We start from the raw sequence: 25,000 nt of genomic DNA, 5'->3' as shown, positions 1-25,000 counted from the left end.
TCAGGTTGAGACATTCCAAAAGCTGGCATCACTGACATAGCCTGCTCTCGTCAGGCTTCGTTTGTGTAGCCCCACCCTTGACGGTGCGGGTGTCATTTACTAAAGATGAGCCAGCTACCTGTACGGCAACCCCAAGGACTATCCCATGAGTTACGCAATTATTGAGACTGGCGGCAAACAGCTGAGAGTCGAACCAGGCCGCTTTTACGATATCGAACTACTTCACGTCGAGCCAGACACGGATATCACCATCGATAAGGTGTTGTTCGTTCAGAACGATGGCGATGTCACCATCGGGCAACCTTTCATCGAAGGCGCGACTGTAGAAGGGACGGTGATGAGACACCGCCGAGGCAAGAAAGTCATCGTCTACAAGATGAAGCCCAAAAAGAAAACCCGCCGGAAGAAAGGGCATCGTCAGGAAATTACCCAGCTGATGATTAACTCCATCAGCATGAATGGCTCAGTGCTATTCTCACAGCAAGAATCAGCCCAAACGCCAGTGCTTGAAGATCCAGATACTGCGCCTTACCCATCAGAACTCCCCGAAACCCCGGCGGTAGAGGAGTCTGTTGCTGAGGAACCCGCGCCAGTGGAAGTCATAGCTCATGCGATAGAAGAGGCTCAAGAGGCTGTGCAAGAGCTGGTTGAGCAAAACCCAGATGCTGAAGAGTCTGCGCCAGTGGAAACTCTGACCACATCCCTAGATGAAGCTCAAGAAGCTGTGGAAACTCTGGCAACTGAGGAATGAAACTACAGCACAATAGTAAATAGATAAGAAAAATTGAGGAAACTATGGCTCACAAGAAAGGTACAGGTAGTACGCGCAACGGTCGTGACTCTAATGCCCAACGTTTAGGCGTAAAACGCTTCGGCGGTCAAGTTGTCAGGGCTGGTAATATTTTGGTGCGTCAGCGGGGAACTACATTTCACGCTGGGCAAAACGTCGGTGTCGGCAAAGACTATACTTTGTTTGCTCTAGTCGATGGCGTTGTCACCTTTGAAAGAAAGGAAAGATACCGCAAGAAGGTAAGCGTTTACCCAGTGCCAGCGGCAGCTGAGGCACCTGCTGAGGAAGAACTGGCAACCGCACAAGCTTAATTGTTTTGTCGGTAATCTAGAGGCACCCGGCGGGGTGCCTTTTTATTTCAAAGAGTATGTGGCAAAAGTAGGAGGTGCGTCGATTTCCTACTGGGCAAAATGTCAAAAAGGATACTTTGTCAAAATTAGGGGGAGGCAGAACCTGCCCAACTTCGCTATCAGGCTGAGCCTGGTAACTAGATGTCACAGAACTTTACGAAATAATAGAGTTGCTACAGGAAACAAAACGATAAACTTTTTAAACCAGCAAAAAACAGTTTTAACAATTAACAACTACACCAAACGCCATGTTCCCTATACATCGCCCTCGCCGCCTTCGCACTTCACCCCAACTACGCCGGATGGTGCGCGAGACTGTTCTTACCACAAGCGATTTAATCTATCCTCTGTTTGCGGTGCCAGGACAGGGAATCGCTAAAGAAGTGAAATCTATGCCGGGAGTCTATCAACTATCGGTAGACAAAATTGTGGAAGAGGCAAAAGAAGTTTATGACCTCGGCATCCCAGGGATTATTCTATTTGGCATTCCTGAAGATAAGGATACAGATGCGACTGGCGCTTGGCACGATTGCGGAATTGTGCAAAAAGCAGCAACCGCGGTGAAAGAAGCGGTGCCGGATTTAGTTGTGATTGCCGATACTTGCCTGTGCGAGTACACGAGTCACGGTCACTGCGGTTATTTACAAGTTGGTGACTTGTCTGGTCGCGTTTTGAATGACCCGACGCTGGAGTTGCTAAAGAAAACGGCCGTTGCTCAAGCTAAGGCTGGTGCTGATATTATTGCGCCTTCCGGGATGATGGACGGTTTTGTGCAGGCGATTCGGGAAGGATTGGATGCGGCAGGGTATGAGGATATACCGATTCTTTCCTATGCTGCGAAGTATGCTTCAGCTTACTATGGCCCTTTCCGGGATGCTGCTGACTCGGCTCCTCAGTTTGGCGATCGCAGAACCTACCAAATGGACCCAGGTAATGCCCGCGAAGCGATTAAAGAAATTGAACTTGATATCGCTGAAGGTGCAGATATGCTGATGGTTAAACCCGCTTTAGCTTATATGGATATTATCTGGCGGGTGAAGGAAGCAACAAATTTACCAGTAGCGGCCTACAATGTCTCTGGGGAATACGCGATGGTTAAAGCCGCTGCTTTAAATGGCTGGATTGACGAACAGCGAGTTGTGATGGAAACTTTGACTGGCTTTAAGCGGTCTGGTGCAGATTTGATTCTCACCTATCACGCCAAAGATGCTGCTCGTTGGTTGTAATTTAGGCAATAGGTAAAGCCAGAATTAGCTGAAATTCAATTTAATTTCGGTGACGTTGGACACCAATCGGCTGCTGTGTGGTTAGTAAAATGACCCAGTACGAAAATCTAGGTTACTGATGACGATGGATTGCCGTCATATCCAGTTTTGTGACAATAAATCAAAGATCGACTTCAAACAACTGCTGGAGTTGTTTCAAATAGCCGCCTTCTGGGCGCAAAGTCGAAAAATTGAGGATTTAGAAGTGGCGATCGCTAACAGTGAGCCGGCGATCAGCGTCTGGGATGGCGATCGCATGATCGGATTCGCCAGAGCCACTTCCGATGGTGTCTACCGTGCCACTATCTGGGATGTGATCATTCACCCGGACTACCAAGGTGCAGGACTCGGACGCAAGTTAGTGGAAACACTTATCAGCCATCCCCGCCTGAGCCGAGTAGAGCGCGTTTACTTGTTGACTACCTATCAACAAGGCTTTTACGCCCGTATTGGATTTGAATATAGCAATCCCAGTACAACGATGGTGCTGTATAATAACCAGCCGGTAGCTGAGCCTCAGCCTGTCCAGGTTAGATAGTCTCTGGTGTCACGAGGGGAATCGAAAGCTGAAGCCTGGTAAGATTTTCTGGTGCTGAAGTAGCAGGGGTGTCGGCTGGTTGTCCCGCCACCACTTCTAGTCGTCCCTGCATGACTTCCAGCAAAGTTTGATTGATTAACAGATTCATCCCTGCTGATAGCAGTGGCTCTTTTACAGGCTGCTTGTCTGGATTTTTTACCTGTTCTTCTGTCTTTTTCTCGGTATTGAGCAAATCCACAGGCTCGCTCCAAGGGTGGGAGGTTCCCTCCCCTTGAACGTCAATCCAGATGTGGAGATAATCAGATGCTGGTGAGGGAGAACCCGAAACCCGAATGCTACCTCCGTCCATACGAGCGATCGCGCTATCAACTAAATTCAGCACCACTTGCTGTAACCGTCGCGGATCTGCCAAAACGTAAATTTCTGGATCAGGGGGCGATACTTCTAAGCGAATGCTGCGATTAGCTGCTTGCAGGTGCGTAAAGTTATAGACTTGCTCAAAAACATTAGCTATCTGTACGGGCTGAATTTCTAGCCGATTGGTGCCATGTTGGGTTTTGGCAACGGCAATAATTTCGTCTAAAAGTTTTACCAGTTTAAGTGCAGAGGCGTGAGCTTGGGCTATAAACTCTCGTTCTTCCTCTGGAGAGTCACACAAATCTGACAAAATTAGCTGATGTAGACCGATTAAACTGTTTAAGGGCGATCGCAATTCATGGGAAGTCCGCGCCAAAAAACCCGCTTTAAACTGGCCCATTTCTGTTGCCATGTTACAAGCAAGTTGGGTTTGCTTGAGTTCCTCTAAAATGGCTTCCAAGTTTGAGTTAGCGTCTTGGGGCATAAAAATATATCGGTTTTTAGATTTTGAGGATTGAGGAAAAGTTACCCTGTATGGGGAATTAGAAATTAATTATCAGAAAATATCTCTAATCAAGAGTCTTTAGTTCCCAGTTCCTTCCAATTTAACTGCTCCTTGCCGCAAAATTTCCCATTTGCTGTCTGTCCATTTGGCAACGGTGGAAGGAACACCAAGCGCCAATTTTTCAGTCTCTAATTCCGAGGGTGGCAGAGTTAAGACATTGGGAAACTGCGCTTCGATTTCGGTCATTGTTTCGAGGGGTGGTTCCCCAGAACGATTGGCGCTGGTAGTTGCTAAGGGGCCAGTTTGTGCCAGAATTTTACGAGCGATCGCGCAATTTGGCACTCTCACTCCTATTGTGCTGGGATCAGTCGGGTTCATGGTTCTTGGGACACACTCTGAAGCTGGCAATACTAACGTTATCGCTCCCGGCCAATATTGCAAAGCAACTTGTTGCCAAATCTCCCATTCCGCCGCACTTCCAGTTACAAAAGTCCATAAATCTGCTGGCGTTGCTCCCATCAAAATCAACGGTTTATCTCCACTCCGCTGTTTTGCCGTAAAAATTAGCTCTGAGTGTTCCGGCTGTACTGCTAATGCTGGTACTGTATCTGTGGGAAAGCTCACCAAACACCCAGAAAGAGCGCCTTTTATCAGGGCATCAATTGAAACTTGTACCATTCGATTTTGGATTGAATTTACCTTGATTTTCTGCTTTAAAATTAACTTACTATTATTAACTTTTTATTTTTTGCTATAGCCATTTTATGCTATATTTAGATAATGGAAATCTGTCTATTTTTTTAACTATTTACACATTTTTACTATTAATAAAATTACTTAAAACTTTATTATAAAGTTAAATATACCATATAAAAATAGGCATTTCAAGAAATTTCCTCATTTTTAATATAAGCAAGAGCAAAACGTTCAATTCCAGCGAAATCGGCATGAATTGAAATGTCGCAGTAACGCCCTTCTTCTTGCAACAATTGAACAACAGCATCGGCTTGTCCCGCCATCATTTCAATTAGCCAAATACCGCCCGGATTCAGAAATTCAGGTGCTTTCTCTACCAAATGGCGAATGCAATCAAGGCCATCCTTGCCCCCATCTAGGGCGAGATGGGGTTCGTGCTTCGCCACTTCCGGTTGTAGAGAAGGCACCAAACTGCTAGGAATGTACGGCGGGTTGGAAACCATGCCGCTGAGTTTGCCTTTGAGGGCGTGTAAAGGCTCCCACCAGGAACCTTGATAGAAATGAATCCGAGTGGCAAAACCCAGATTAAGAGCATTGTATTGGGCGATCGCAAGAGCCTCAGGGCTAAAATCGACGGCATGAATTGTTGCCTGTCTTAAGCCATCTGCTAAACCAAGAGCGATCGCGCCACTACCTGTTCCCAAATCTGCCCAGTGTCCTTGCTTTAAACTTTGCGTAACTTGGCTTTCTTTAGCAGCAGTAACTGCCAAATCAATCAGATATTCTGTCTCCGGTCGGGGAATCAACACCGCCGGAGTTACCGCCAAAGAAAAATTACGCCAAGGTGTAACACCAGCGATGTACTGTATCGGCAAGCGATCGTAAATTCGCCGTTGCCACATCTGGGTTAAGACTGACAACGGCAGCTTTACCTTTATCTGGGTTCTGCCTTGGAAAGAATCTAACCGCAGCGCCAACCGATTTACATCGGCAACTTCTAAAAGCAGCCAGTCTACTTCAGTTGGGTCAACATCAGCAGACTTAGCCACATCTCTTGCCCAGTTGCGCCAAGACAAGAGTTCCCGACCTGAAACTGTTGGCGACTGCGGGTCATTCATATCTCAACGTCTGGGTTGTTGAGGTCTTGTTGCTGGCTGTTGTTGTTGAGGTCTTGCTGGCTGAGCTTGATTCTGCCCAGCTGCGGGTTGCAGGGTGCGGATAAATTGTATTGACTCCTGCGACGGATACAAGACAATTTTGCTTAGACCAGGATCATTGCTGGTTAGCAAGGTTTGAATAACACTTTGCAAATCCACCACCTGAATCTCAGTGTTAGCTGCTTCAGCAGGGACAGCTTGCTTAAAGCGGTCTATGAGAGCCACGGCTTGCTGTTTGTCAAAATAGAAAGGAATAAACCGCTCATTGCCCAGTGGAATAGTCAGATAGTTATTATCTTTTTTAAACTTGGGTACAAAGAGGGGAATACCATTAAATTGCTGCCCTTGTTGACCGCTCTGAGTCAGCAGCGTTCTTGCCAATTCAACCTGCTGCTGCGCGGGAACTAGAGTAAAAACTGTACCATCTGGCTTCTTTTTACTGGCTTGAGCCATCGTGTAAAAGTCTCCCAAGGACACGGCAACCACCTTCATTGTGTTTGCCAGCTGAGGATTCTCCTTTTTCAGCCGGTCGTCGAGAAATTTTTGAGCATCTTGCTTGCTGACAAAAAAGCCCACCTGTGAAACAGTCTGGTTTTCGTTCTTTATCGAGCGAACCACGAAGTCACCTTGAGCATTGGTGAGCGTAAATACGGGTACTTCAGCTAACTTTTTTACGACCTGATCTTCTGGCAATGCGATCGCCCGCAGATTTTCCATTGCAGGTAGTCCTCCCAGGAGGATACCGCCAACTAGACCCAGTGTTGCGCCCAAACGAACTAATGATTTCATCAGAATTCCCTCAAATTTTTCCTTTGGATACCTCGTCTTACCAAATAGAGTCCAGACCAGGCGAAATGTTTCCTCTTTTAAGCCGTCCCCGTTCATCCGGGTCAAATTTTGTTTCTAACTAAACTGTATCTGTTCTGCTGTTTTGTGGCGACTGCCATTTTTGAAAACTTTAATCCCCCATATACTACTTCCTGACACCTAATGTCAATAGAATATTAGTGATCGCTAATATTCTCATCCTCAATGCGTTCTACTGGAAAATAGGATTCCCTAAGTAGTGGTGCTGTGTCATGACGGCGAATTGTCACCTTACAATGACTATTTAAGCTTCGCCTCGGTTCCAGCCCCTACTTCCCTAGGTTATCCGCTTTTTTCCCACGGCAGCATCTGATTGTTACATACCTGCTCATATCCTGAGAAATCCACACACCAAAATTATAAAAAAGCTCTCCGATTTCGGTTGCCTTGAGGCGCTAATTATTTTTACTACCAAAAATTGTGATGACCGGATTTAAAAAGGGTTTGTAAGTTTAAATGTTCGCAGGCTTGAGGTGTTCTAGCGCTTGTAATCCCTGTAAGGTAATGAATGAGTTACTAGCTAATAGCTCCTTTTTGATACCCAATTTACAGGCTATCGAGAAGGGCATTAGGCAGCGTCTAGCCCTTTTTTCAGTTGTGCTATCAACTACTATGCAGCCAACTGCCGTGCTTTTCTCACTTGAGTTTGCTTGGCTACTCATTCTTCAGCAATTGTTGACCTTTTTTCAAGTTTGCTAACCGAACGATTAACAGAATACTCATCCTAAGAGAACGCCACCAATCCTTTGACCCGGCTCTCCTAAAATAAAAACCCCAAAACCTAGACTAATCAAGGGTTTTGAGGTTTTTATTTTAATCGGGATGACAGGATTTGAACCTGCGGCATCCTGCTCCCAAAGCAGGCGCGCTACCAAGCTGCGCTACATCCCGTTCAAATTGAGCGATCGCATTTTGAATATTTTGTACATTACTTTATGTACTCATACTGCGCCGGCGACCTTTGCTTATTATAGCGTACTTGCTGACTTTTAGCTCACCCATTTTCAAATTAATCTGGATACCAAAACATTCCTTTAATCCCTTCCGGGTCTGCAATAAAATTTATTCCCCGATAAAAATCCACAACTTGAGGATCAGCGAACAGAGTAATGTTACTTATATCTTCGCTGCGAAGTTTCTTGATAGCGTACTTCATTAATGCCTTACCCAGCCCTTTGCCTTGGAAATCTGGGTGAACTACCACATCCCAGATAGTGGCATTGAAGGCATGGTCAGAAGTGGCACGAGCAAAGCCAACTAGCCGTCGCTGAGTTCCCCGCACGTCCCACATTGAAACTACAAGGAAACTGTGTTCAATAGCTTTCTTTACCTTGCGTAACGGTCGCCGCGACCAGCCAACCGCATCGCAGAGTTCTTCCAGTTCATACAGGTCAATGTCGCGCTCAGTGCTAAAAAAGATGCGAGAACCATTGCCTGTGCGATCGCCTGCACCTTCCATAGCATAACCTTCACCAGGCGTCATCTTCGACGCGGTGCTGCTGTCAGAACCGCTAAACAAGCTTTTCCAAAAACCCATGCAGGTGTGGCTAAGGTATTTATATTTTCCTGTTCCTACCGAGCGGTAGAATTCCCACCTTACAGATGAGACTTGCTGATTTACTGATCCCAGTTAACGCTGAAAGAAGCTTAACTTCTAGCGCCAATCACCCCATCTTCACAGGTATTAATGCCCATGTAGGAATGAGAGTAAGGAAGCAATCTAATAAATCAATTGATATTGCCAGAATCGCGTACACTTTTTGATAGTGAGATAGTTGCAGTATCTGAGATACCTCTTATTGCTGCGAATCTGAGCCAAACATCACGAAATAGATGATAACACAATTGCCCTGTCTTTTAACTCACTACAAGCGTTGCTTATCCACATCGCTTGCGGTGTTGGAGCAAGTACAGCGCAATCAGGCAAGACTTTAGTTAGACTGGGGTCTTGAGGGTTCACACTCCGCAGCTTTTCTCTAAATCCTAACCTACCTCTGTTGTTGGAAGGGCAGAAGGCACCAGTTCCTCATGACTTAAGTAGTAGGCTTAAAAAAGAAAATTATGTACGGGCAGCTTCTAATGATACTACTGTTTAGTTACTTCACCTTGAGGAGTTTTAGAACAAAACCCGTAACGGCTATTGGCACCAACTTAGGAAACTTTACCGGAAGCGGGTATCGCGTAGGTAATTTTTTTAGGATTTGTGAGAGATTAACCAGAAGAGAAGGTTCTTTGGTGAAAGGGACTTGGCTCTATGTCCCAAAATGCTTTTAATCTGGCAAGCGAGTCTTGACCCCCATCTATGGCAGCGGGTTTAAAATCATCGACAATGGAACTCCTGAAGCGCTTTAATCGGGCGTTTCCTCAGTTTTACGAGCAGTTTGTCAGTAGTGAGATCCAGCTACAAAATCTTAGACTCGCCTATCGGCTCTACAAAACTAGGAGAGCTGTAATTGAGCTGAAACCTGAAGGTAATAAAAGTGCCTTGCATTTTGCTTACCGCAACCAATCTTTTCTACTAAGTGATATTTTTGGGGTTCTGGCTGCCTATGGGCTGACCATCCACAGTCTCAGTCTGTACGGTCAGATATCCCCGCCCATGCTGGTTTTTATCAAACTTGTGGTGTCTCGTGGTAGCAAAGCACTGACAGACAAAACTTCAGAAAATGTCTGCCGCGCCATTCGGGAGGCTTTGGCTGGGCGTTTTGAAGTAGAAGAGATGCTGGCCGTAGAATTTAACCTAGACGCTGGTTTAGAACAGGTGGAAACGGAATTTTATGTAGATCCTGTATTCCATCTGCCAGCGCTGTTAATTGAGGCAGACAACCAGCCTGGTTTGTTTTATAAGGTGATGTACGCTATCTGGCAAGAGGATTTACTGGTCGTCAATGCTAACTTGCTAGTCTGGCGGGGGCGAACCCGCTTGATTCTCTACTTGTTGGGGCCTAATGAAAGCATAATCCCGGAGTATTTGGGGCAGAAAATTGCTGAAAGTGTGCGACAGCGATTGCTGGGGCGCAGATTTTAATAAGCTGACGGCTAATAGGTAAATGGCTTTTGATAAGCCATTAGCAACTGACCTGTTAACTAAGGAAGGCGGAACTTCAGGATAGGATCAATATATGGCAACTATAGAAATCCTGGGAGTTCGGCACACCTACGATTTGACGGCTCCCACTGCAACATCTACCCCTGTCTTGGTCTTCATTCACGGCTGGCTCTTAAGCCGTCGGTATTGGCAACCGTTAATTGACCGACTCTCGCCAGATTATCAGTGTCTATCTTATGATTTACGAGGGTTTGGGGGTTCCCAGCCTCCGCCAAAAGAACATAGGCAGGAAGCAATAAAAAATAGAAACAGGGAGAATCTTGCCGAGACGCGATCGCTTTTGTCTAAAACTGGGGAAAATCAAGAATCTCTCAGTTTAAGCCTTTGGCAGTACACTCCAGCTGCCTATGGCCGCGATTTGGGCATTTTGTTACAAAAGCTGAATATTTCTAATGCTTGGCTGATTGGTCATTCGTTAGGCGGTAGCATTGCCCTTTGGACAGCAGATCAGCACCCCGATCGTGTCAAGGGCGTTGTCTGCATCAATGCTGGCGGTGGGATTTATCTCAAGGAAGCATTTGATCGGTTTCGGGCTGCTGGTCAGCAGTTGTTGAAAGTTCGCCCGCGTTGGCTGTGCTATGTGCCGGGGATTGATTTGCCCTTTACGCGGGCGCAGGTGGCGCGTCCGATTGCTAGGGTTTGGGGACGGCAGCGGCTGATTGATTTCCTCACGGCTGACCAGGAAGCGGCGCTCTTGACTTTGCTGGATTCGACGACGGAAGCAGAAGTGAACCGCTTACCGCAAGTGGTTTCGCGCCTATTGCAGCCTGTTTATTTCATTGCTGGTGCTAAGGATACGGTGATGGAACCCCAGTATGTGCGTCATCTGGCAAGCTTTCATCCGCTGTTTCAGGCTTGCGGTTATAACGTTATGGAAATTCCTGATTGCGGACATTTGTCGATGGTGGAGCAACCAGAGACAGTTGCTACCCAAATTCGCAATATTCTGGCGGCTCATTCTTCGTAGAAAGAATAAACCATCCCAAAGATAGGGTAGGTGTAGCGATCGCTAATCCTATCCTTGGGACAAGACTGCCTCTTATGCTTTTATCAAGAATTCTGGGCTTTTTGCTTTGTTTAGCTTTCAGACTTAAGATAGATAACCCATAAATTAAGTCAGCTTTATATTTTATCAAGCTAAAATTGTTAAACTAGAAAAGTTTACAAAGATTTAAGCATTATGAGCGATCGCAGCCAGACAATCCAAATCTCACCAGAGTTTCCTGACGAACAGCTACTGGCTATTTGTGAGGCAGCGGATGTGATCGCCTGTGAGTGTCCTAGCTATTTGGTACAAATTTTGAACCAGGTGAGAGAATTTCGCCGCTACACCAAGGAATGTATCGACCACTTTCCGGACAATGCTGCTACTCATCACTGGCTTAGCGAACAGGTTAGTCAGGTGGAAATGCTACTGTGTTTAACTATTTATGAGCTTTTACAGAAAGAAAACCTCATAGATGAGGATAATCAGCTAAATCTGCAACAGCTGTCCGAAAGAAATCGGGAGATCGCGTTGAGCAAAGTTCCCTGCTAGTCTCCGTTTTGGGATATACAAAACATTATTAGATGAAGGGACTGGCGACTAGGGGCTGGGAGCTGGAGACTGGGAGAGTTACCAATCCCAATTCCCAATTCCCCATCCCCAACCCCTAGTAAAGCTGCATGACATCGGTAATGGCAAGGCGGGACTGAACACCCAAAGTCAACCGGGAGGTATGACCCCGATTAAGGTGTTCAGCGGCAGCACAGCCAATCATTGCCGCATTGTCGGTGCAAAACTTGAGATCCGGGAATAGTACCCGCAGGTTGCGAGTGGCAGCAGCGGCAGCTAGATGGCTTCTTAGTCCGCTGTTAGCAGCGACACCGCCACCGATAACGATAGTTTCAAGACCGTAGTCAATAGCGCAAGCGATCGCTCTTTTAGTCAAACTTCGCGATACACTCTCTTGGAAACTCGCAGCAATATCTTTCACTGGCAGCAATCCACCCTGCTGCTGCAACTTTTGCACCAGCCGCAACACCGCCGTCTTTAAGCCACTAAAACTAGAATCGTAGGGATGATAACCGCCACCAGGCAAGCCCACATTTCCCTCCGGTAAAGGATAAGCTTGGGGATTTCCCTCTTGCGCCAGTCGGTCCATTACTGGCCCCCCAGGATAGCCAAGATTTAACAATCGCGCCACCTTATCAAAAGCTTCACCCGCAGCATCATCGCGGGTTTCCCCCAGCGTTTCGTACACACCGCAATCTTTGACATAAATCAAGCTAGTGTGTCCGCCAGAAACCAATAGACACAAAAAAGGCGGTTGTAAAGCTGGGTCGCTTAGATACGAAGCATAAATATGACCCTCCAAATGATGGATGCCGACAAAAGGTTTCTGGTGGACGATAGCAAGAGTTTTAGCAGTAGTCAAACCTACTAACAACGCTCCCACCAAACCCGGTGCTGCGGTTGCTGCAATTCCATCAATTGCCTCCCATTCAACTTGAGCATCTTGGAGAGCTTGTTCTACACAAAAGTTAATAGTTTCGACGTGCTGACGCGAAGCTACTTCCGGCACAACGCCGCCATACTGCTGATGGACAGAGATTTGGGAGGAAACGACGCTACTGCAAACTTCACGATTTTTAACAATCGCTACTGCTGTTTCGTCACAACTTGTTTCAATCGCTAATACTGTTGTCATTTACTGCTACTTAAATATGACGATTTTTAACAAACGCTACCGCTGTTTCGTCACAACTTGTTTCAATCGCTAATACGGTCGCCATTCACTGGTACTTTAATATATCGATACATGATTGCTTTCGTACAAACGAGCGCCTTGTTTTGTACACAAACATTGTCAAGTTGTAACAAAAGGAAACAATCCTATGAGACGATTGTTAGCTTTGATTTTTGCCATTTGTATTTGGGCTAACTTTGCCCCAAGTGCATCTGCTGATGAAGTGGCTGGACTGGTGCCTTGTAGCGAGTCTCCAGCGTTCCAGCAACGTGCTGAAAACGCCCGTAAGACTAACTTCGACCCTGATTCCGGACGTAAGCGCTTTGAGCGTTATGCTCAGGCATACTGCGGCCCAGAGGGTTTACCCCACTTGATTGTAGATGGTCGCCTAAATCGTGCTGGTGATTTTATCATTCCTAGCATTCTGTTTCTATATATCGCAGGTTGGATTGGTTGGGTTGGTCGCTCTTACATCCAATCGGTGAAAAAAGAAGCTTCACCAGAGATGAGAGAAATCATCATTGATGTTCCACGGGCAGTAAGCTTGATGCTCTCCGGCTTCACTTGGCCTTTGGCAGCAGTCAACGAATTACTCACAGATAAATTGACTGCCAAAGAAGATGAGATTCCTGTCTCAATTCGCTAGGTTTCATTGAAATCGTTGACTTGTTTTGGAGAATAATTCATGCAGTTGCAATATTTCATCAAGTATCTTTCCCTAGCCCCGGTTCTAGGTATTGTTTGGATATCCGTTCAAGCAGCTCTTTTGGCTTTCTTTATCTACTATTTCCCAGACCTGCTTTTCCATCCAATGCCGTAAGCTTTTTAGTCATTAGTCATTAGTTATTAGCTGCTTTTAATGACTAATGACTAATAGAATGAAATTACCCTCACTAAAGGTGAAGAAAATTATGGTACAAGCAATTAGTGACTCAAAAAATCGTCCCAGCGATATCAGAAATCGGGAAGTTGTTCACATCGCTGGCGACCCGCAAAATGGCAATTTAGCAACACCGATTAATGCTTCCGGTTTCACGAAAGCTTTCATCAATAACTTGCCAGCCTATCGTAAAGGTCTGTCACCCTTCCGCCGTGGACTAGAAGTTGGCATGGCTCATGGTTATTGGCTGATTGGCCCGTTTGCTAAGCTGGGCCCACTGCGGGACACCGATGTGGCGAATTTGGCTGGTTTGATGTCAACGGTGGGCTTGATTGTCATTTTGACAATTTCCCTATCTCTGTATGCCTCTAGTAATCCTCCCGAACCCACACAAACGATTACAACACCTGCTCCCGACGCTGCCCTGAAAACACAGGAAGGTTGGAATGAGTATGGCAGTGGTTTTCTGATTGGTGGAATTGGCGGCGCGGCATTCGCCTACCTGTTGATTTCTAATGTAGAAATTCTCCAGAACCTCTTCAATGGGTAACTCTGTAAAAGAGCGAACAGTAGTCTGGAAGCCTTTTGTTATAAAAGGCTTTCAGTATTAAAGACTACTAAATGAACCCTGCCCATGCCGTGAGGGCAGGGTTCGTCTTTTTGTGCAGAAGGAGAGCGATCGCATTTATCCTTAATGATGTTGGACAAAGGGAAAGTTTTACCGTCATGCCACGTTTAGCGCTGCTGAGTGTATCTGATAAAACCGGGCTAATCGATTTCGCCCGTCAGCTAGTAGAATTTGAGTTTGATATCATCAGCAGTGGTGGAACAGCCAAAGCCCTAAAAGATGCTGGGCTAAAAGTAACAAAAGTTTCTGATTACACGGGGTTTCCGGAGATTTTGGGGGGACGAGTCAAAACGCTGCATCCCCGGATTCATGGCGGTATCTTAGCGCGTCGGGATTTGCCGCAAGATGTGGCAGATTTGGAAAATCACCAAATTCGTCCGATTGATTTAGTGGTGGTGAATCTATATCCTTTTGAGCAGACTATTGCTAAACCGGGTGTAACTTTGCCGGAGGCGATTGAGCAGATTGACATCGGTGGCCCTGCTATGTTAAGGGCATCTGCAAAAAACTTCCAGCATCTAACGGTGTTGTGTAATCCAGCTCAGTACGATGCTTACTTGAAAGAATTAAAAGAGTATGGTAAAGAGGCATCTTTAGAGTTTCGGCAAGCTTGTGCTTGCGAGGCATTTTCCCACACTGCGGACTACGATCGCGCGATCGCATCCTACCTCCACCTCTTTGCCAGCAAACAGAGGGAAGAAAGCGAAGAAACAAGCTTTACCCTTTCTGGAAACCAGCTGCAATCGCTACGCTATGGCGAAAATCCCCATCAAGCGGCAGCGTGGTATCAAACTGGAACCGTTGCCTCTGGATGGGCAGCGGCGACAAAACTCCAGGGAAAGGAACTGAGTTACAACAATTTAGTTGATTTAGAGGCAGCGCGGCGAATTATTGCTGAATTTACAGATAAGCCAGCGGCAGCAATTCTCAAGCACACGAATCCCTGCGGTGTGGCTGTGGGAGATAGCCTGTCTGAGGCTTATGAAAAGGCTTTCAATGCTGATGCAGTTTCAGCTTTTGGTGGGATTGTAGCCCTAAACAAGTCAATTGATGAACCGACAGCAACAGCGCTGACGAAAACATTTTTAGAATGTGTTGTAGCACCGGGTTGTACCCCAGAGGCGCAGGAAATCCTGGCAGCTAAGTCTAAGGTGCGGGTTTTGACTTTACCAGATATGGGTGCTGGCCCGGAAAATACAGTGAAAGCGATCGCTGGTGGTTTTCTGGTGCAAGCTGCCGATGATGTTGTGGAAACCCCCACGGAGTGGCAAGTTGTCACCCAAAAGCAACCGACTCCAGATCAACTCGAAGAATTGCTATTTGCCTGGAAGATTTGCAAGCACGTCAAGTCTAATGCAATTGTAGTAACACGCGATCGCGCTACCTTAGGAGTTGGTGCCGGACAAATGAATCGCGTCGGCTCGGTTAAAATTGCCCTTGAACAAGCTGGGGAAAAATCTCAAGGTGCCACCCTTGCCAGCGATGGTTTTTTTCCGTTTGATGATTCGGTGCGAACAGCAGCCGCGGCAGGAATTGTGGCTATTGTTCAGCCGGGTGGCAGTATGCGCGATCAAGATTCGATTCAAGCAGCGGATGAATTGGGTTTGGTGATGGTATTCACTGGTGTGCGTCATTTCTTGCATTAAGAGTGTCAGTTATCAAAGTGTCACTTGGCATACCCCTTGGTTGGATTGAACAGGGATATGCTTCTCTTGTGTGAGGAGCGAGCTTAAAGGAAAAAGCGCCTGGGGTCGAAACACGGCAAGACTCCCAGGCGCTTTTTCATTGGACAGAAATGTTAAGGGTGTCCACTTTCTAAAGTGTCACTCTCCAGAGATATTCTTGAATTGAACAGGGATATGCTCTTCTTGTGTGAGGAGCAAGTTTAAAAGAAAAAGCGCCTGGGGTCGAAACACGGCAAGACTCCCAGGCGCTTTTTCATTGGAAAGCCTAAAAGGGTGATAAAAGTATAAATCCTTATCTACTATACATTTCTAAAATCAATCATCGTCTGCCGATAGGGATCTGGTAATCCAGTGTCATAACATTTACCTTTGACAACATATCCTGTCATTCCCTCCTCTTTACACAATTTGTCGAGACAGGATGTTAGTTGAAATTCACCTTTTTCATCGCGGGTGTTGTTGTTGATGTTTTCTTCCAGAAAGTCAAAAATTTTCGGTGTTAGTACATACAAACCAAATATACATAAGAACTGATCTTCTGCCATTCCCTCTACACGAAGATGCTGGAGTGCATACTCAATTGTCGGTTTTTCGGAGAGTTGAGTCACGGAAAGAATTGAGTTTAACTCCTGCCAATTTCCTGTAACACAGCCAGATTTATAAAGGCTTTCTGCTGGAAGCGTAGTCAAACTAACAACGCTTTGATTAGCTTTTTCGTAAATATCTAAAATTTGACGTGCACACGATGTTCCCGTATCAGATGAGTAAACATGATCGCCCAGCATCAGCAGAAATGGCTCATCTTTTACCCATTCTTTGGCACAGAATACAGCATAACCGTAGCCTTCCGGTTTGTCTTGATTTAAAATCGTAATTCGGCTCCCTAAATCTTGGAGATACTGGCTGTATTCCTGATTTTGGGGTGATAGCTTCTTATAAAGTTCTGGTGCGAGTGGCGCTTTAAAGAAATCTTCAAAAAGTCCGCGATCGCTTGGTTGCACAACTATCCCAACTTCTTCTATACCGCCACTAATGGCTTCTTCAACAATCGCCATAATTACAGGCTTAGCACGACCATCTTTATCAATAATTGGAAAAAGTTCTTTTTTCACTGCTTTGGTAGCTGGAAACAAACGAGTGCCGAAACCACCAGCCGGAATCACGGCTTTGCGAATTTTTTTATCCGAATTAACTGTTAAACTTAAAGCTTGCATTTGAGGAAAATCCCGGTTAATTATTTCTATGACTTGTTGCTGGCTTTCTTCATCTTTAACAATAAATTGTACTGTGCCATCCCCTTGCGAACCAACGCCTTTCCCCCCTAAAACATAGGGTTTAAGTGGCTCATAATTGAGAATTTGATGTAAGATAGGAGCGGTTAATTGGGAAGGACAGGCGGGAATTAAATGTTTGTCAAATTGGGTTTGGGCAATTTCCATCAAAGTACCAATTTCTTCAGCATCCCCTTTTTGTAGCGCGTCTACTGCTTGTAGAGTAATTTGAGAACTGATTGAACCAAGATATTTCTGTACATTTTGTTGCACTGCATTGGTGGCTAAGGGATAACACTGATTTAGCTGACGCAGTATTTCCTGCGTATTTTTGCCAGCACCAAGATCCACAATTACAAAAAACAGACTCTTTCGTATTTTAAGCTCAATGACATCAGCGCGATCGCCATCAAAGACCATCAGGATTGGTTGATTTCCGTAAGCACAAGCCTGATCCATCCGTCCACATCCCGAAGGCGTGGTAATTTCACCGAGATAGGCAAACTCCATCTCTTCCCGAACCGTCATCTTTAAGTCATACACGCGATTGAAGGCCCGCGCCACCAGGACACAAATTGCCGCACTCGACGATAGCCCTTTTTGAATCGGCAAATCTGTCAGATAATTGTCGATTTCCAGCCCTTTAACTTGGTAGTGACTGAGAAGTTGGTAAGCAACACCAGCAGCATAACTCCAAAAACCGCCCTTTTGAGCTTCCGCAAGTAAAACCTCTGTTTCCATCGGCAGATTCAAAGTTTTACGGGTGCCGTTACTCACAGAAGCGTGTAGAATCAGCTGAGTTGGATGCGCCTTAACTTCGGCATAAAGTCCCTGATTTGTACCAACCAGCAGCGTGTAGCCTTTCTCTAGATTAGGATTGACCCGGCGATAGCCACCCGCCCAATCGCTGTGTTCGCCAAACAAACACAAGCGACCTGGAACAAAAATTTTCAATAATTTCCCCTCCAATCTTTGCCCCTAGCATTTAGCTGTTGTTCGCCGTTTGAATTTAACCCTAATTTCCTTACATCATAAATCCGATAGTTTTGATTCTGAATGGCAACGGGATAATTTTGTGCGTAGTAAGATTCATTCGCCTGAAGATTTTTTAACTCACCAGGGCCAATAGCTACATAACTTATTTTATATTGGTTTAACAATTTCTCTGCCTCTGCACCTCCTTTAAACATGACTGCTATATCCTTTTCTCTTTGCTGATACAAAAAACCATAGGTGAACACCCATCCAGGGTAGCCCATTAGGATTGATCTTGCACCCCACATCATTACTGGATGATTATGGTCTGTTGAAGTCAGAAATATAGCTAAAGGATCAGTTTTTTCTCGGATTTCTGCTCCTAGCTTAATATCCTCAGCGTTAGCCAGTTGAACTTGATTGCGGTCAATTCTCTGAAGGCGTATGAGTTCCAGCGATCCTGTAAAGGTGAGTACAATTGCGATCAACACGACATCAAATCGGCTAAAAGTTCTACCACCTCTTCTCCACCCCCAGGAAAGAGTAACAGCGGCTAAGCCGGAAAACCCTAAATATGCCCACATAAATATTTTAGTATTATCAAATCTCATGGGCTGGAATAAGAAGAAGTTGGCAAGTATAAATAATAAGAAAAAGCTAAAAAAGAAGGTTTTAATAATTAGAGGCTGTTTTCTCAGCAAGAAAAATCCGAAAACGGCTATGGGTAACATGATTCCCCATAACTGTATCCACATTTTTAACCAACCAATTAATCCACCTGTAGATGTCCATCCTGGCAACCACTGAAAAAATTGTGGATTCTCAATTCCTCCAGAGATAAACATCAAATAGAGGGAAATTGAGATAATTGCAGCGGGAACAGCATAAAACAACAATTCTTTCCATCTTTCATAGGAGATAAGGCATAAAGAGCCTGTAACAACAATAATGACTATAAAACTATGGATATGAATAATTGGCAATAATCCCGCTAATGTTCCTAATACAAGCAAAATTCTTCTATTACCTATAGCTTGCTTTCTATTTAAAAGAATATAAACTAAACCAGTCATTATCCAAAGCGATATTGCCATTCCCAGCAAAAATGCTCGTTGCGGTATCAGCATCCCGACAACAAAATTTCCGGAATATACTTCATAAGGAATGGCATTACTGTATTCCTGTTCTGGATACAGAAGCATCTTCAGGCTGGGATTCTTGGAAAAATCTTTTAAGAAGTTGATAAAACCCAATCCGGCTGAAAGAAAGAAGATAGATATGGCAACAAGAGTTTGCTTTTTGGATTTCAACACTATATAAAATAGTGCATACATACCAGTCAACAAAAAGAAGACATAAATCAACGATGGAATAATAAATGCCATATCCATCGAGAATCCTACTCTTACTAGCATTCCCGAAATAAAATTAACCAGGAATGGATAAGTTAATTTTCCTCCAGCATATACAGGGTGATAAGCAAACCAATATTGGGGGTCTTTGTGAGCAAAAATTGAAACCATGCCAATGTGTAGCGCCCAGTCTCCCCAGACATTTTTGTGACCCACATATAAACCATCCGGTTTATATGCAATCATCCGAATAAATACAAGAAAAAAGTAAAGTCCCCAGGTTGCAAAGAGAACTAAAAGAGCTTTTTTATGAGATTGGTAAATTTTGAGTAATGACTTCATAATCCAGATGAATAGATAAGTAGGGTGGACAATGCCCACCCTAGGTATTAAATCCAAGAACGGAACCACATACGGCTTCCAAAGCTTTCCGGAGACAAGGGGAGTCCCAAATATAGTGGCATCCAGTACACAAAAGCTAGCAAAATCGCAAAGATAATAGTGACTCCTATAGCCCGAAGCCAGAGATTATAACTTTGCACGTAGCTATCAACTATCCACGCGATCGCTAAAAATGCAAAAATAGCAGCACCCATGTAATGATACAGAAAAGCGCAGCGAGTCACTTTTACCCAAGGCAGCAGGTTGGCAACATAATTTAATATCAAAAATAGGGCAACCCCAAACTCGGTTGATTGAACTAAAGAAAGGTTATGATTTGTAGTTGCCCTGATGATTCGCTGGGATAATATCAATAGTAAGATCGCGATCGCTAGCGTTGAAAGCCACCATAAAGCCGGATTCCCCATCGCGTGTACATCAAAGTAAACCACCTTTGGGGGGCTAGGCGGGAAAGGAGAAATTAAAGATGAAACTGGTTCTGGAGTCTTACCAACTTTTTTAAAAAAATACCCAACCGGGCGCATCATCCAGGGCCAGGTGTACCAGGCAGAACAGTAAGGATGTATATTTACATCTCCTCCAACCCGTTGATGATAGCCCAGAATTTGCTTTTGCATTTCCCAGAATCCGCGTTCTGGATTTAGTTGTATGTGGGGAATCCAAGCTAGGCGGTAAACCACAGCGGGAATAGCACCCAACTCAAAAAGCATATGCCTAAAATCAATCTCCGTTAGCTTTTGGATGAAAGTTAAATTCTCTAACTCTTGTAGGGGTATTTCCTCGCCTGTATTGAGTACAGAATTTTCCTCTTTAATACTTAATTTTTTATATTTATTCTTTTCTATCCATCTAATTACCCAAGCAGATATCCAAACTAGATAGATACCAAGTAGAAATCCCAGACCATTCCACTTGACAGAAATGCAAGCACCGAAGCAGATACCAGATAAAGCTAACCAAATCGCGCGTCGTCCAGCACCGCTATTCAATGCCATCAGGAACAATAATTGCCCCAGCAGCCCAAAGATAATCAGGTAGACATTTATCAAAGCATAGCGGGACTCTACCAAGAACAGACCATCGGCTGCCATAAACAGGGCTGCAATCAAAGCATAACTGCGGCGGTGACTCAACTGATAAGCGATCGCTGCCACTACCAACGGAATTAAAGAACCTGTAAAGGCGTTTAGCCAACGGTAACTCCAAGGAGAAAGCAAAGAACCCGTCAACTGGTTACGTGCATCGTTCCCGAAGGGAAGCAGGCGACTCAGCCAGATACCAACAGCGATTAGGTATTTACCCAAGGGCGGGTGAACGTCAAAGAAAGGCGTATTGGTTAAGTAGTTATTGCCATACTTAGCAAAGTAAACTTCGTCAAACACCAGGGTGTTAAATCGGCTTAATCCCCAGAACCGCAAAAACGCTGACAGCAAAAATACCCCAGCCATCCCAATCCAGAACCAGGGGACAGACGACTGGGAAGGAGCTTTAGATAAATTCATAAAACCGCCTTGGAAAAAATAGTGTATTAGACAACCGCAAGAAAGCTTGGATAACCCCGGAGGCTTAGCTGATTGCCAATTTTATAGGGTATTTTCATTAAATCTTAGCTTGCTAATTATTTTTTACCTGTATCTATAGCATTCTTAAATGTTTCGTGAAGGCAAGATACGCGACTTCTCTAAGAAGTCGCGTATCTAAAGGGCTGGATCACAACTCTGGCGAGGATTGCTATAGCTTGTGCAGGCTTGATACCATCCGCGAGGCTCAAAGGTTAGCCTAGCTTGCTTCTGGCTCACTGTCCTTTGTTGTAGCTGCTAACAGTTTATGTAAATACACTTAGCTTGAAAGGGTCTTTGCCGGATATTTACCAGTTTTTGACTATATTTTTTAAGTAAAAACTACATTAATTGTTTATAACTTCATCAAATAATCCGCAAATTTACGTAGCGTTTTTATTTCTACTGCGGCTTTTCCAATTTTGCGGCTAGATGGAGCAATCAAAACTTGTGCAAATTTACTAATTTTTCATAAAGGCAAGACTTAAATGAACTTTCGATAAACTTAAAGTTATCAGTTTATGGAAAATAGTTATCAGAAAGAATTACGTAAAGATGCAATGAATTTTAAAAAAAAATGTAGACAGTAAAATCACTAACATATAAGCTCTTATTCATCAGCTTAAAAACTACTGCTGGTGTTCCTACGAGGTTTTACTGATCATGAAAAATTCTCTTTTTAGTTCATTTTTACCTGGTGTTTTGGCTGGTGCGACTCTTGTCATTGCATCTTCTCAGTTTGCCCCTGCCAATGCCTTTACCTTCACTCAGAGAGGTGACACGGCTGGAAATCCATCAGGTCAGCCACTATTTGATGTTGGTATTACCACTGCTGATATTGGTCAATCCTTCAATGTGGATTACTTTCTAGCGGGTAGCGGCAGCCGAGCAGATTTAAGTGCTACAAGTATTTTTACAGTAAATAGCCTGACATCCAATCTTCTGTCGTTAACTCTTAATCTTACTAATTTAACAGCAGCATCTTTCCAGGCATCTATAGTAGCTTTGGGATTCAGCGTGACTCCAGATGCTACTTCTGTAAGCTTCACTCAACAAGGCTCAGTTTTTAATCAGGCTGAAGTCCAAAAAGGTCAGCAGAATTTTCCTGGCGGCTTCAAAGATATTGATGTTTGTATTTTTGCAGCAAATAATTGTGAAGGTGGCAATGTTAACCAGGGTCTACAATCAGGCAACAAATCTGATACCTTTACTATCGCTATCGGAGGCAATTTTGGCGCAACACCTTCAGTTACTCTGGATGCTTTCCCGATTAAGTTTCAAACTCAAGCAGGTAGCTTTGAGCTAGCTGGAAGACCAAAACCAACCCCAACTCCAACTCCAACCCCAACCCCAACTCCGACTCCAACTCCAACCCCAACTCCGACTCCAACTCCAACCCCAACACCAACACCAACTCCAACCCCAACACCAACACCGACTCCAACCCCAACTCCGGAACCAACCCCAACCCCAACTCCGGAACCAACCCCAACTCCAACTCCGGAACCAACCCCAACTCCAACTCCGGAACCAACCCCAACTCCAACTCCGGAACCAACCCCAACTCCAACTCCGGAACCAACCCCAACTCCAACTCCGGAGCCAGTGCCTGAGCCAAGAACAATGGGTGCAATCGTGCTGAGTGGTTTGGCATTACTGCGCTACGGCAAGAAGCGGAAGTAAGACGATAATCAGTAGCTTTCAGCACTGATTAAGCGATCGCAAATTTTTAGAGTTCAGTTAGAGTGTTAGGCAATACCTAGCACTCTATTTTTGTTTCAATCCACAGCGCCTGCTGCTTTAAGCGATCGCACTATATCCCGAAATCGATTCATTTGTGCCATCATCAAAGCAGTGTAGCCGCCTTGATTTTTTAAATTCACATCTGCACCAGCATCAAGTAAGACTTTTACAGCTTGAACATGATGACGCTGCACAGCCCACATCAAAGCAGTCGCACCGACATCATCCTGAAGATTGATATCTGCACCCAAGGAAAGCAGCTGTTGAATCACGCCCGTATGTCCTGCCATAGCTGCTTTCATTAGCGCTGTTTTCCCGTCACTGGCGCGTGTATTCGGCTTCGCACCACCATCCACCAGCACCTTGACAGTTTCACTGTGTCCGTGAAATGCTGCCAGTGTTAAAGGAGTTTCGCCAAAATTTCGGGCGTTGAAATCAGCTTTTTTTTGCAATAATGAGGATGCGATCGCGTTTCTTCCATGCAACGCCGCCACTAATAAAGCCGTATCCCCTAACTTATTTCGCGTTTGGACATCAGCCCCCCGGTTGAGTAAAATCTCCACAACTTCGTCATAACCTTCGACAACCGCAAAGTTTAAAGCTGTTTCACCATCTATATCTTGGGCGTTGATTTCAGCGCCTTTTTCGAGTAAAGCTAATACGATGTCCCTATCGCCAACCGCCGCCGCCGCCATCAATGCTGTTGAACCATCCGGATTTTTAGCATTCACATCCGCACCAGCACAAAGCATTACCTGCACTACTTCAGCGTCACCTTCATCTATTGCCAAGATTAAAGCTGTCTCACCGTCTTGGTTTTGTGCATTGACATCAGCACCATTCGCTAACAACAACTGGGCGATATCTTTACGACCAAATTCCGCAGCTTGCATTAAGGCAGTTCTGCCGTCATTTCTGCTACAATTCGCATCCGCCCCTCGTTCTAATAAAATTCTTACCGTGTCTGCGTGACCCAAGCCAGCAGCGAGGAATAAGGGAGAGACACCATCATTTCTACTTGCATTAACCTCAGCACCAGCATCTAGCAAAGCTTGCACAATTGCTGCATAACCTTCTTGGACAGCCAAGATTAAAGCCGTATCCTCAACTTTATCTTTAATATTTACTTCCGCACCCGCATCTAGCAAAATTTGCACCACGGAAGCATGACCCTTGAACGCCGCTACCATCAGCGCCGTACTTCCATCTTCGTTTTTGGCGTTCGCGTCAGCGCCCCTAGCCACCAAAGCTTGCACCACGTCAACCTGATTTGCCGCCGCTGCTAACATCAAGGTTGTCAGACCATACTGTTTTCTGGCAAGGTTGATATTAGCGCCTTTGTCTAGCAACACCCGCACGATTTCAGTGTTGCCGTTTTGGGCGGCAAACATTAAAGCAGTGGTGCCTTCTCTATCGGTAGTATTAACATCAGCGCCTTGGTGGAGTAATGCTTGTATCCGTTTGATGTCGCCCTTTTTAGCTGCTCTGATTAAATCTTGATTTGCATTCATGCCAAAGTCTCATCCCATCCCCCGCAATGTCAACTTACCTTCATTTTGGGAATTTGAGAAGATGTTGGCACTGATTCCTAAAATTTCCGATTGCTAATTTTACACGCTACCGGATGAGCATCCCTATCGTTTCCATCGCGAGGTCGGAGAATAGAGGTTTTCCGGCCTTCATCATCTTCTTGATAATCCTTAGAATCAAAAATCCAGTTTCAATCCCTGATAGGGATTTAGAGGTTTTCCGGCTTAACTCTTAAGAATTGCCCTTTAGATGAATTAAGTTTCAATCCCTGATAGGGATTTAGAGGTTTTCCGGCCTTTCCACGTCCGCCAGTCGAAACAGCCATAATATAGTTTCAATCCCTGATAGGGATTTAGAGGTTTTCCGGCTCAGTAATCTCACATAAAAAACTTTGAATTAATGATACGTTTCAATCCCTGATAGGGATTTAGAGGTTTTCCGGCCTTTTAGATTTCAATTTCGTTTTATTCGTTTTGGTTTCAATCCCTGATAGGGATTTAGAGGTTTTCCGGCTTCATCTTCCAGCTCACGAAGATGTTCCCGTAGTTTCAATCCCTGATAGGGATTTAGAGGTTTTCCGGCGAACTTCAAAAAGTATTAGCGATAAAATAT

At 44.9% G+C, this 25,000-nt stretch carries 21 protein-coding genes, 1 tRNA gene, 2 pseudogenes and 1 CRISPR repeat array (1 of these 25 only partly in view); of the genes and pseudogenes, 12 read left to right on the top strand and 12 right to left on the bottom strand.

Features of this window, described 5'->3' with window-relative positions:
* Positions 1 to 145: 145 nt before the first annotated feature.
* From rplU to H6F66_RS01760, 4 genes and pseudogenes are all read left to right on the top strand, one after another.
* Positions 146 to 472, top strand: a pseudogene (gene rplU, locus H6F66_RS28155) (50S ribosomal protein L21); the annotation flags it as partial.
* Positions 473 to 795: 323 nt separating this feature from the next.
* Entirely contained in the window at positions 796 to 1,101 is a 306-nt protein-coding gene (gene rpmA, locus H6F66_RS01770; RefSeq protein WP_190417630.1) for a 50S ribosomal protein L27, read from the top strand.
* A 287-nt stretch (positions 1,102 to 1,388) separates the two neighbouring features.
* On the top strand, positions 1,389 to 2,366 hold the full coding sequence (gene hemB, locus H6F66_RS01765; RefSeq protein WP_190417628.1) for a porphobilinogen synthase: 978 nt from the start codon (positions 1,389 to 1,391) through the stop codon (positions 2,364 to 2,366).
* 124 nt (positions 2,367 to 2,490) lie between these two features.
* Positions 2,491 to 2,943: a GNAT family N-acetyltransferase gene (locus H6F66_RS01760; RefSeq protein WP_190417626.1), complete on the top strand. Its 453-nt coding sequence runs from the start codon at positions 2,491 to 2,493 to the stop codon at positions 2,941 to 2,943.
* Here the strand turns inward: H6F66_RS01760 and H6F66_RS01755 are convergent.
* The 6 genes from H6F66_RS01755 to H6F66_RS01730 form a co-directional block, all read right to left on the bottom strand.
* A complete protein-coding gene (locus tag H6F66_RS01755) occupies positions 2,936 to 3,784 on the bottom strand; it encodes a HAMP domain-containing sensor histidine kinase (RefSeq protein WP_190417624.1) in 849 nt (282 codons plus the stop codon). The two genes, H6F66_RS01760 and H6F66_RS01755, sit on opposite strands and share 8 nt — an antisense overlap.
* A gap of 99 nt (positions 3,785 to 3,883) precedes the next feature.
* Entirely contained in the window at positions 3,884 to 4,483 is a 600-nt protein-coding gene (locus H6F66_RS01750) for an L-threonylcarbamoyladenylate synthase (protein ID WP_190417622.1), read from the bottom strand.
* 206 nt (positions 4,484 to 4,689) lie between these two features.
* Complete coding sequence (prmC, locus tag H6F66_RS01745) at positions 4,690 to 5,619, bottom strand: peptide chain release factor N(5)-glutamine methyltransferase (protein ID WP_190417621.1); 930 nt, start codon at positions 5,617 to 5,619, stop codon at positions 4,690 to 4,692.
* Positions 5,620 to 5,622: 3 nt separating this feature from the next.
* Entirely contained in the window at positions 5,623 to 6,447 is an 825-nt protein-coding gene (locus H6F66_RS01740) for a Tic22 family protein (RefSeq protein WP_190417619.1), read from the bottom strand.
* Between the two features lie 895 nt (positions 6,448 to 7,342).
* Positions 7,343 to 7,416: transfer RNA gene (locus tag H6F66_RS01735), tRNA-Pro, on the bottom strand.
* Between the two features lie 118 nt (positions 7,417 to 7,534).
* Complete coding sequence (locus H6F66_RS01730) at positions 7,535 to 8,062, bottom strand: GNAT family N-acetyltransferase (protein WP_190417617.1); 528 nt, start codon at positions 8,060 to 8,062, stop codon at positions 7,535 to 7,537.
* A gap of 765 nt (positions 8,063 to 8,827) precedes the next feature.
* Here H6F66_RS01730 and H6F66_RS01725 point away from each other — a divergent pair.
* The 3 genes from H6F66_RS01725 to H6F66_RS01715 all read left to right on the top strand — a co-directional run bounded on the left by H6F66_RS01725 (position 8,828) and on the right by H6F66_RS01715 (position 11,171).
* Complete coding sequence (locus H6F66_RS01725; protein WP_190417615.1) at positions 8,828 to 9,553, top strand: hypothetical protein; 726 nt, start codon at positions 8,828 to 8,830, stop codon at positions 9,551 to 9,553.
* 94 nt (positions 9,554 to 9,647) lie between these two features.
* Complete coding sequence (locus H6F66_RS01720) at positions 9,648 to 10,601, top strand: alpha/beta hydrolase (RefSeq protein ID WP_190417614.1); 954 nt, start codon at positions 9,648 to 9,650, stop codon at positions 10,599 to 10,601.
* A gap of 213 nt (positions 10,602 to 10,814) precedes the next feature.
* Positions 10,815 to 11,171 (top strand): hypothetical protein, encoded by a 357-nt coding sequence (locus H6F66_RS01715; RefSeq protein WP_190417612.1) that lies wholly within the window; start codon positions 10,815 to 10,817, stop codon positions 11,169 to 11,171.
* Positions 11,172 to 11,286: 115 nt separating this feature from the next.
* Here the strand turns inward: H6F66_RS01715 and tsaD are convergent, their stop codons facing one another.
* Positions 11,287 to 12,324 carry a tRNA (adenosine(37)-N6)-threonylcarbamoyltransferase complex transferase subunit TsaD gene (tsaD, locus tag H6F66_RS01710; protein WP_190417611.1) on the bottom strand — a complete coding sequence of 346 codons (1,038 nt, stop codon included), beginning with the start codon at positions 12,322 to 12,324 and terminating at the stop codon, positions 11,287 to 11,289.
* Between the two features lie 187 nt (positions 12,325 to 12,511).
* On the opposite strand from tsaD, the gene H6F66_RS01705 reads away from it, so the two are divergent.
* The 4 genes from H6F66_RS01705 (at position 12,512) to purH (ending at position 15,517) form a co-directional block, all read left to right on the top strand.
* Entirely contained in the window at positions 12,512 to 13,009 is a 498-nt protein-coding gene (locus tag H6F66_RS01705) for a Photosystem I reaction center subunit III (protein WP_190417610.1), read from the top strand.
* A gap of 45 nt (positions 13,010 to 13,054) precedes the next feature.
* Positions 13,055 to 13,183, top strand: a complete 129-nt coding sequence (locus H6F66_RS01700) for a photosystem I reaction center subunit IX (RefSeq protein WP_190417748.1) — start codon at positions 13,055 to 13,057, stop codon at positions 13,181 to 13,183.
* A 91-nt stretch (positions 13,184 to 13,274) separates the two neighbouring features.
* A complete protein-coding gene (locus H6F66_RS01695) occupies positions 13,275 to 13,793 on the top strand; it encodes a photosystem I reaction center subunit XI (RefSeq protein WP_190417746.1) in 519 nt (172 codons plus the stop codon).
* Between the two features lie 176 nt (positions 13,794 to 13,969).
* Positions 13,970 to 15,517 carry a bifunctional phosphoribosylaminoimidazolecarboxamide formyltransferase/IMP cyclohydrolase gene (gene purH, locus H6F66_RS01690; RefSeq protein WP_190417744.1) on the top strand — a complete coding sequence of 516 codons (1,548 nt, stop codon included), beginning with the start codon at positions 13,970 to 13,972 and terminating at the stop codon, positions 15,515 to 15,517.
* 338 nt (positions 15,518 to 15,855) lie between these two features.
* Here purH and H6F66_RS29160 read toward each other — a convergent pair whose 3' ends face one another.
* The 4 genes and pseudogenes from H6F66_RS29160 to H6F66_RS01675 all read right to left on the bottom strand — a co-directional run bounded on the left by H6F66_RS29160 (position 15,856) and on the right by H6F66_RS01675 (position 21,058).
* A complete protein-coding gene (locus H6F66_RS29160) occupies positions 15,856 to 16,770 on the bottom strand; it encodes a UTP--glucose-1-phosphate uridylyltransferase (protein ID WP_347269320.1) in 915 nt (304 codons plus the stop codon).
* 504 nt (positions 16,771 to 17,274) lie between these two features.
* Positions 17,275 to 17,568: pseudogene (locus tag H6F66_RS29155) on the bottom strand (GHMP kinase); the annotation flags it as partial.
* A 209-nt stretch (positions 17,569 to 17,777) separates the two neighbouring features.
* A complete protein-coding gene (locus H6F66_RS01680) occupies positions 17,778 to 19,496 on the bottom strand; it encodes a hypothetical protein (RefSeq protein WP_190417608.1) in 1,719 nt (572 codons plus the stop codon).
* Positions 19,497 to 19,543: 47 nt separating this feature from the next.
* Positions 19,544 to 21,058 (bottom strand): phospholipid carrier-dependent glycosyltransferase, encoded by a 1,515-nt coding sequence (locus H6F66_RS01675; protein ID WP_190417607.1) that lies wholly within the window; start codon positions 21,056 to 21,058, stop codon positions 19,544 to 19,546.
* 720 nt (positions 21,059 to 21,778) lie between these two features.
* Here H6F66_RS01675 and H6F66_RS01670 point away from each other — a divergent pair.
* On the top strand, positions 21,779 to 22,798 hold the full coding sequence (locus tag H6F66_RS01670; RefSeq protein ID WP_190417606.1) for a cistern family PEP-CTERM protein: 1,020 nt from the start codon (positions 21,779 to 21,781) through the stop codon (positions 22,796 to 22,798).
* 95 nt (positions 22,799 to 22,893) lie between these two features.
* Here H6F66_RS01670 and H6F66_RS01665 read toward each other — a convergent pair whose 3' ends face one another.
* Positions 22,894 to 24,369 carry an ankyrin repeat domain-containing protein gene (locus H6F66_RS01665; protein ID WP_190417604.1) on the bottom strand — a complete coding sequence of 492 codons (1,476 nt, stop codon included), beginning with the start codon at positions 24,367 to 24,369 and terminating at the stop codon, positions 22,894 to 22,896.
* A 129-nt stretch (positions 24,370 to 24,498) separates the two neighbouring features.
* Positions 24,499 to 25,000: direct repeats of the CRISPR family, unit length 37 nt; unit sequence GTTTCAATCCCTGATAGGGATTTAGAGGTTTTCCGGC; it runs 544 nt beyond the window's last position.

Source organism: Trichocoleus sp. FACHB-6 (assembly GCF_014695815.1).
GTDB lineage: Bacteria > Cyanobacteriota > Cyanobacteriia > Cyanobacteriales > FACHB-T130 > Funiculus > Funiculus sociatus.
This window is presented reverse-complemented; position numbering and strand designations above follow the sequence as displayed.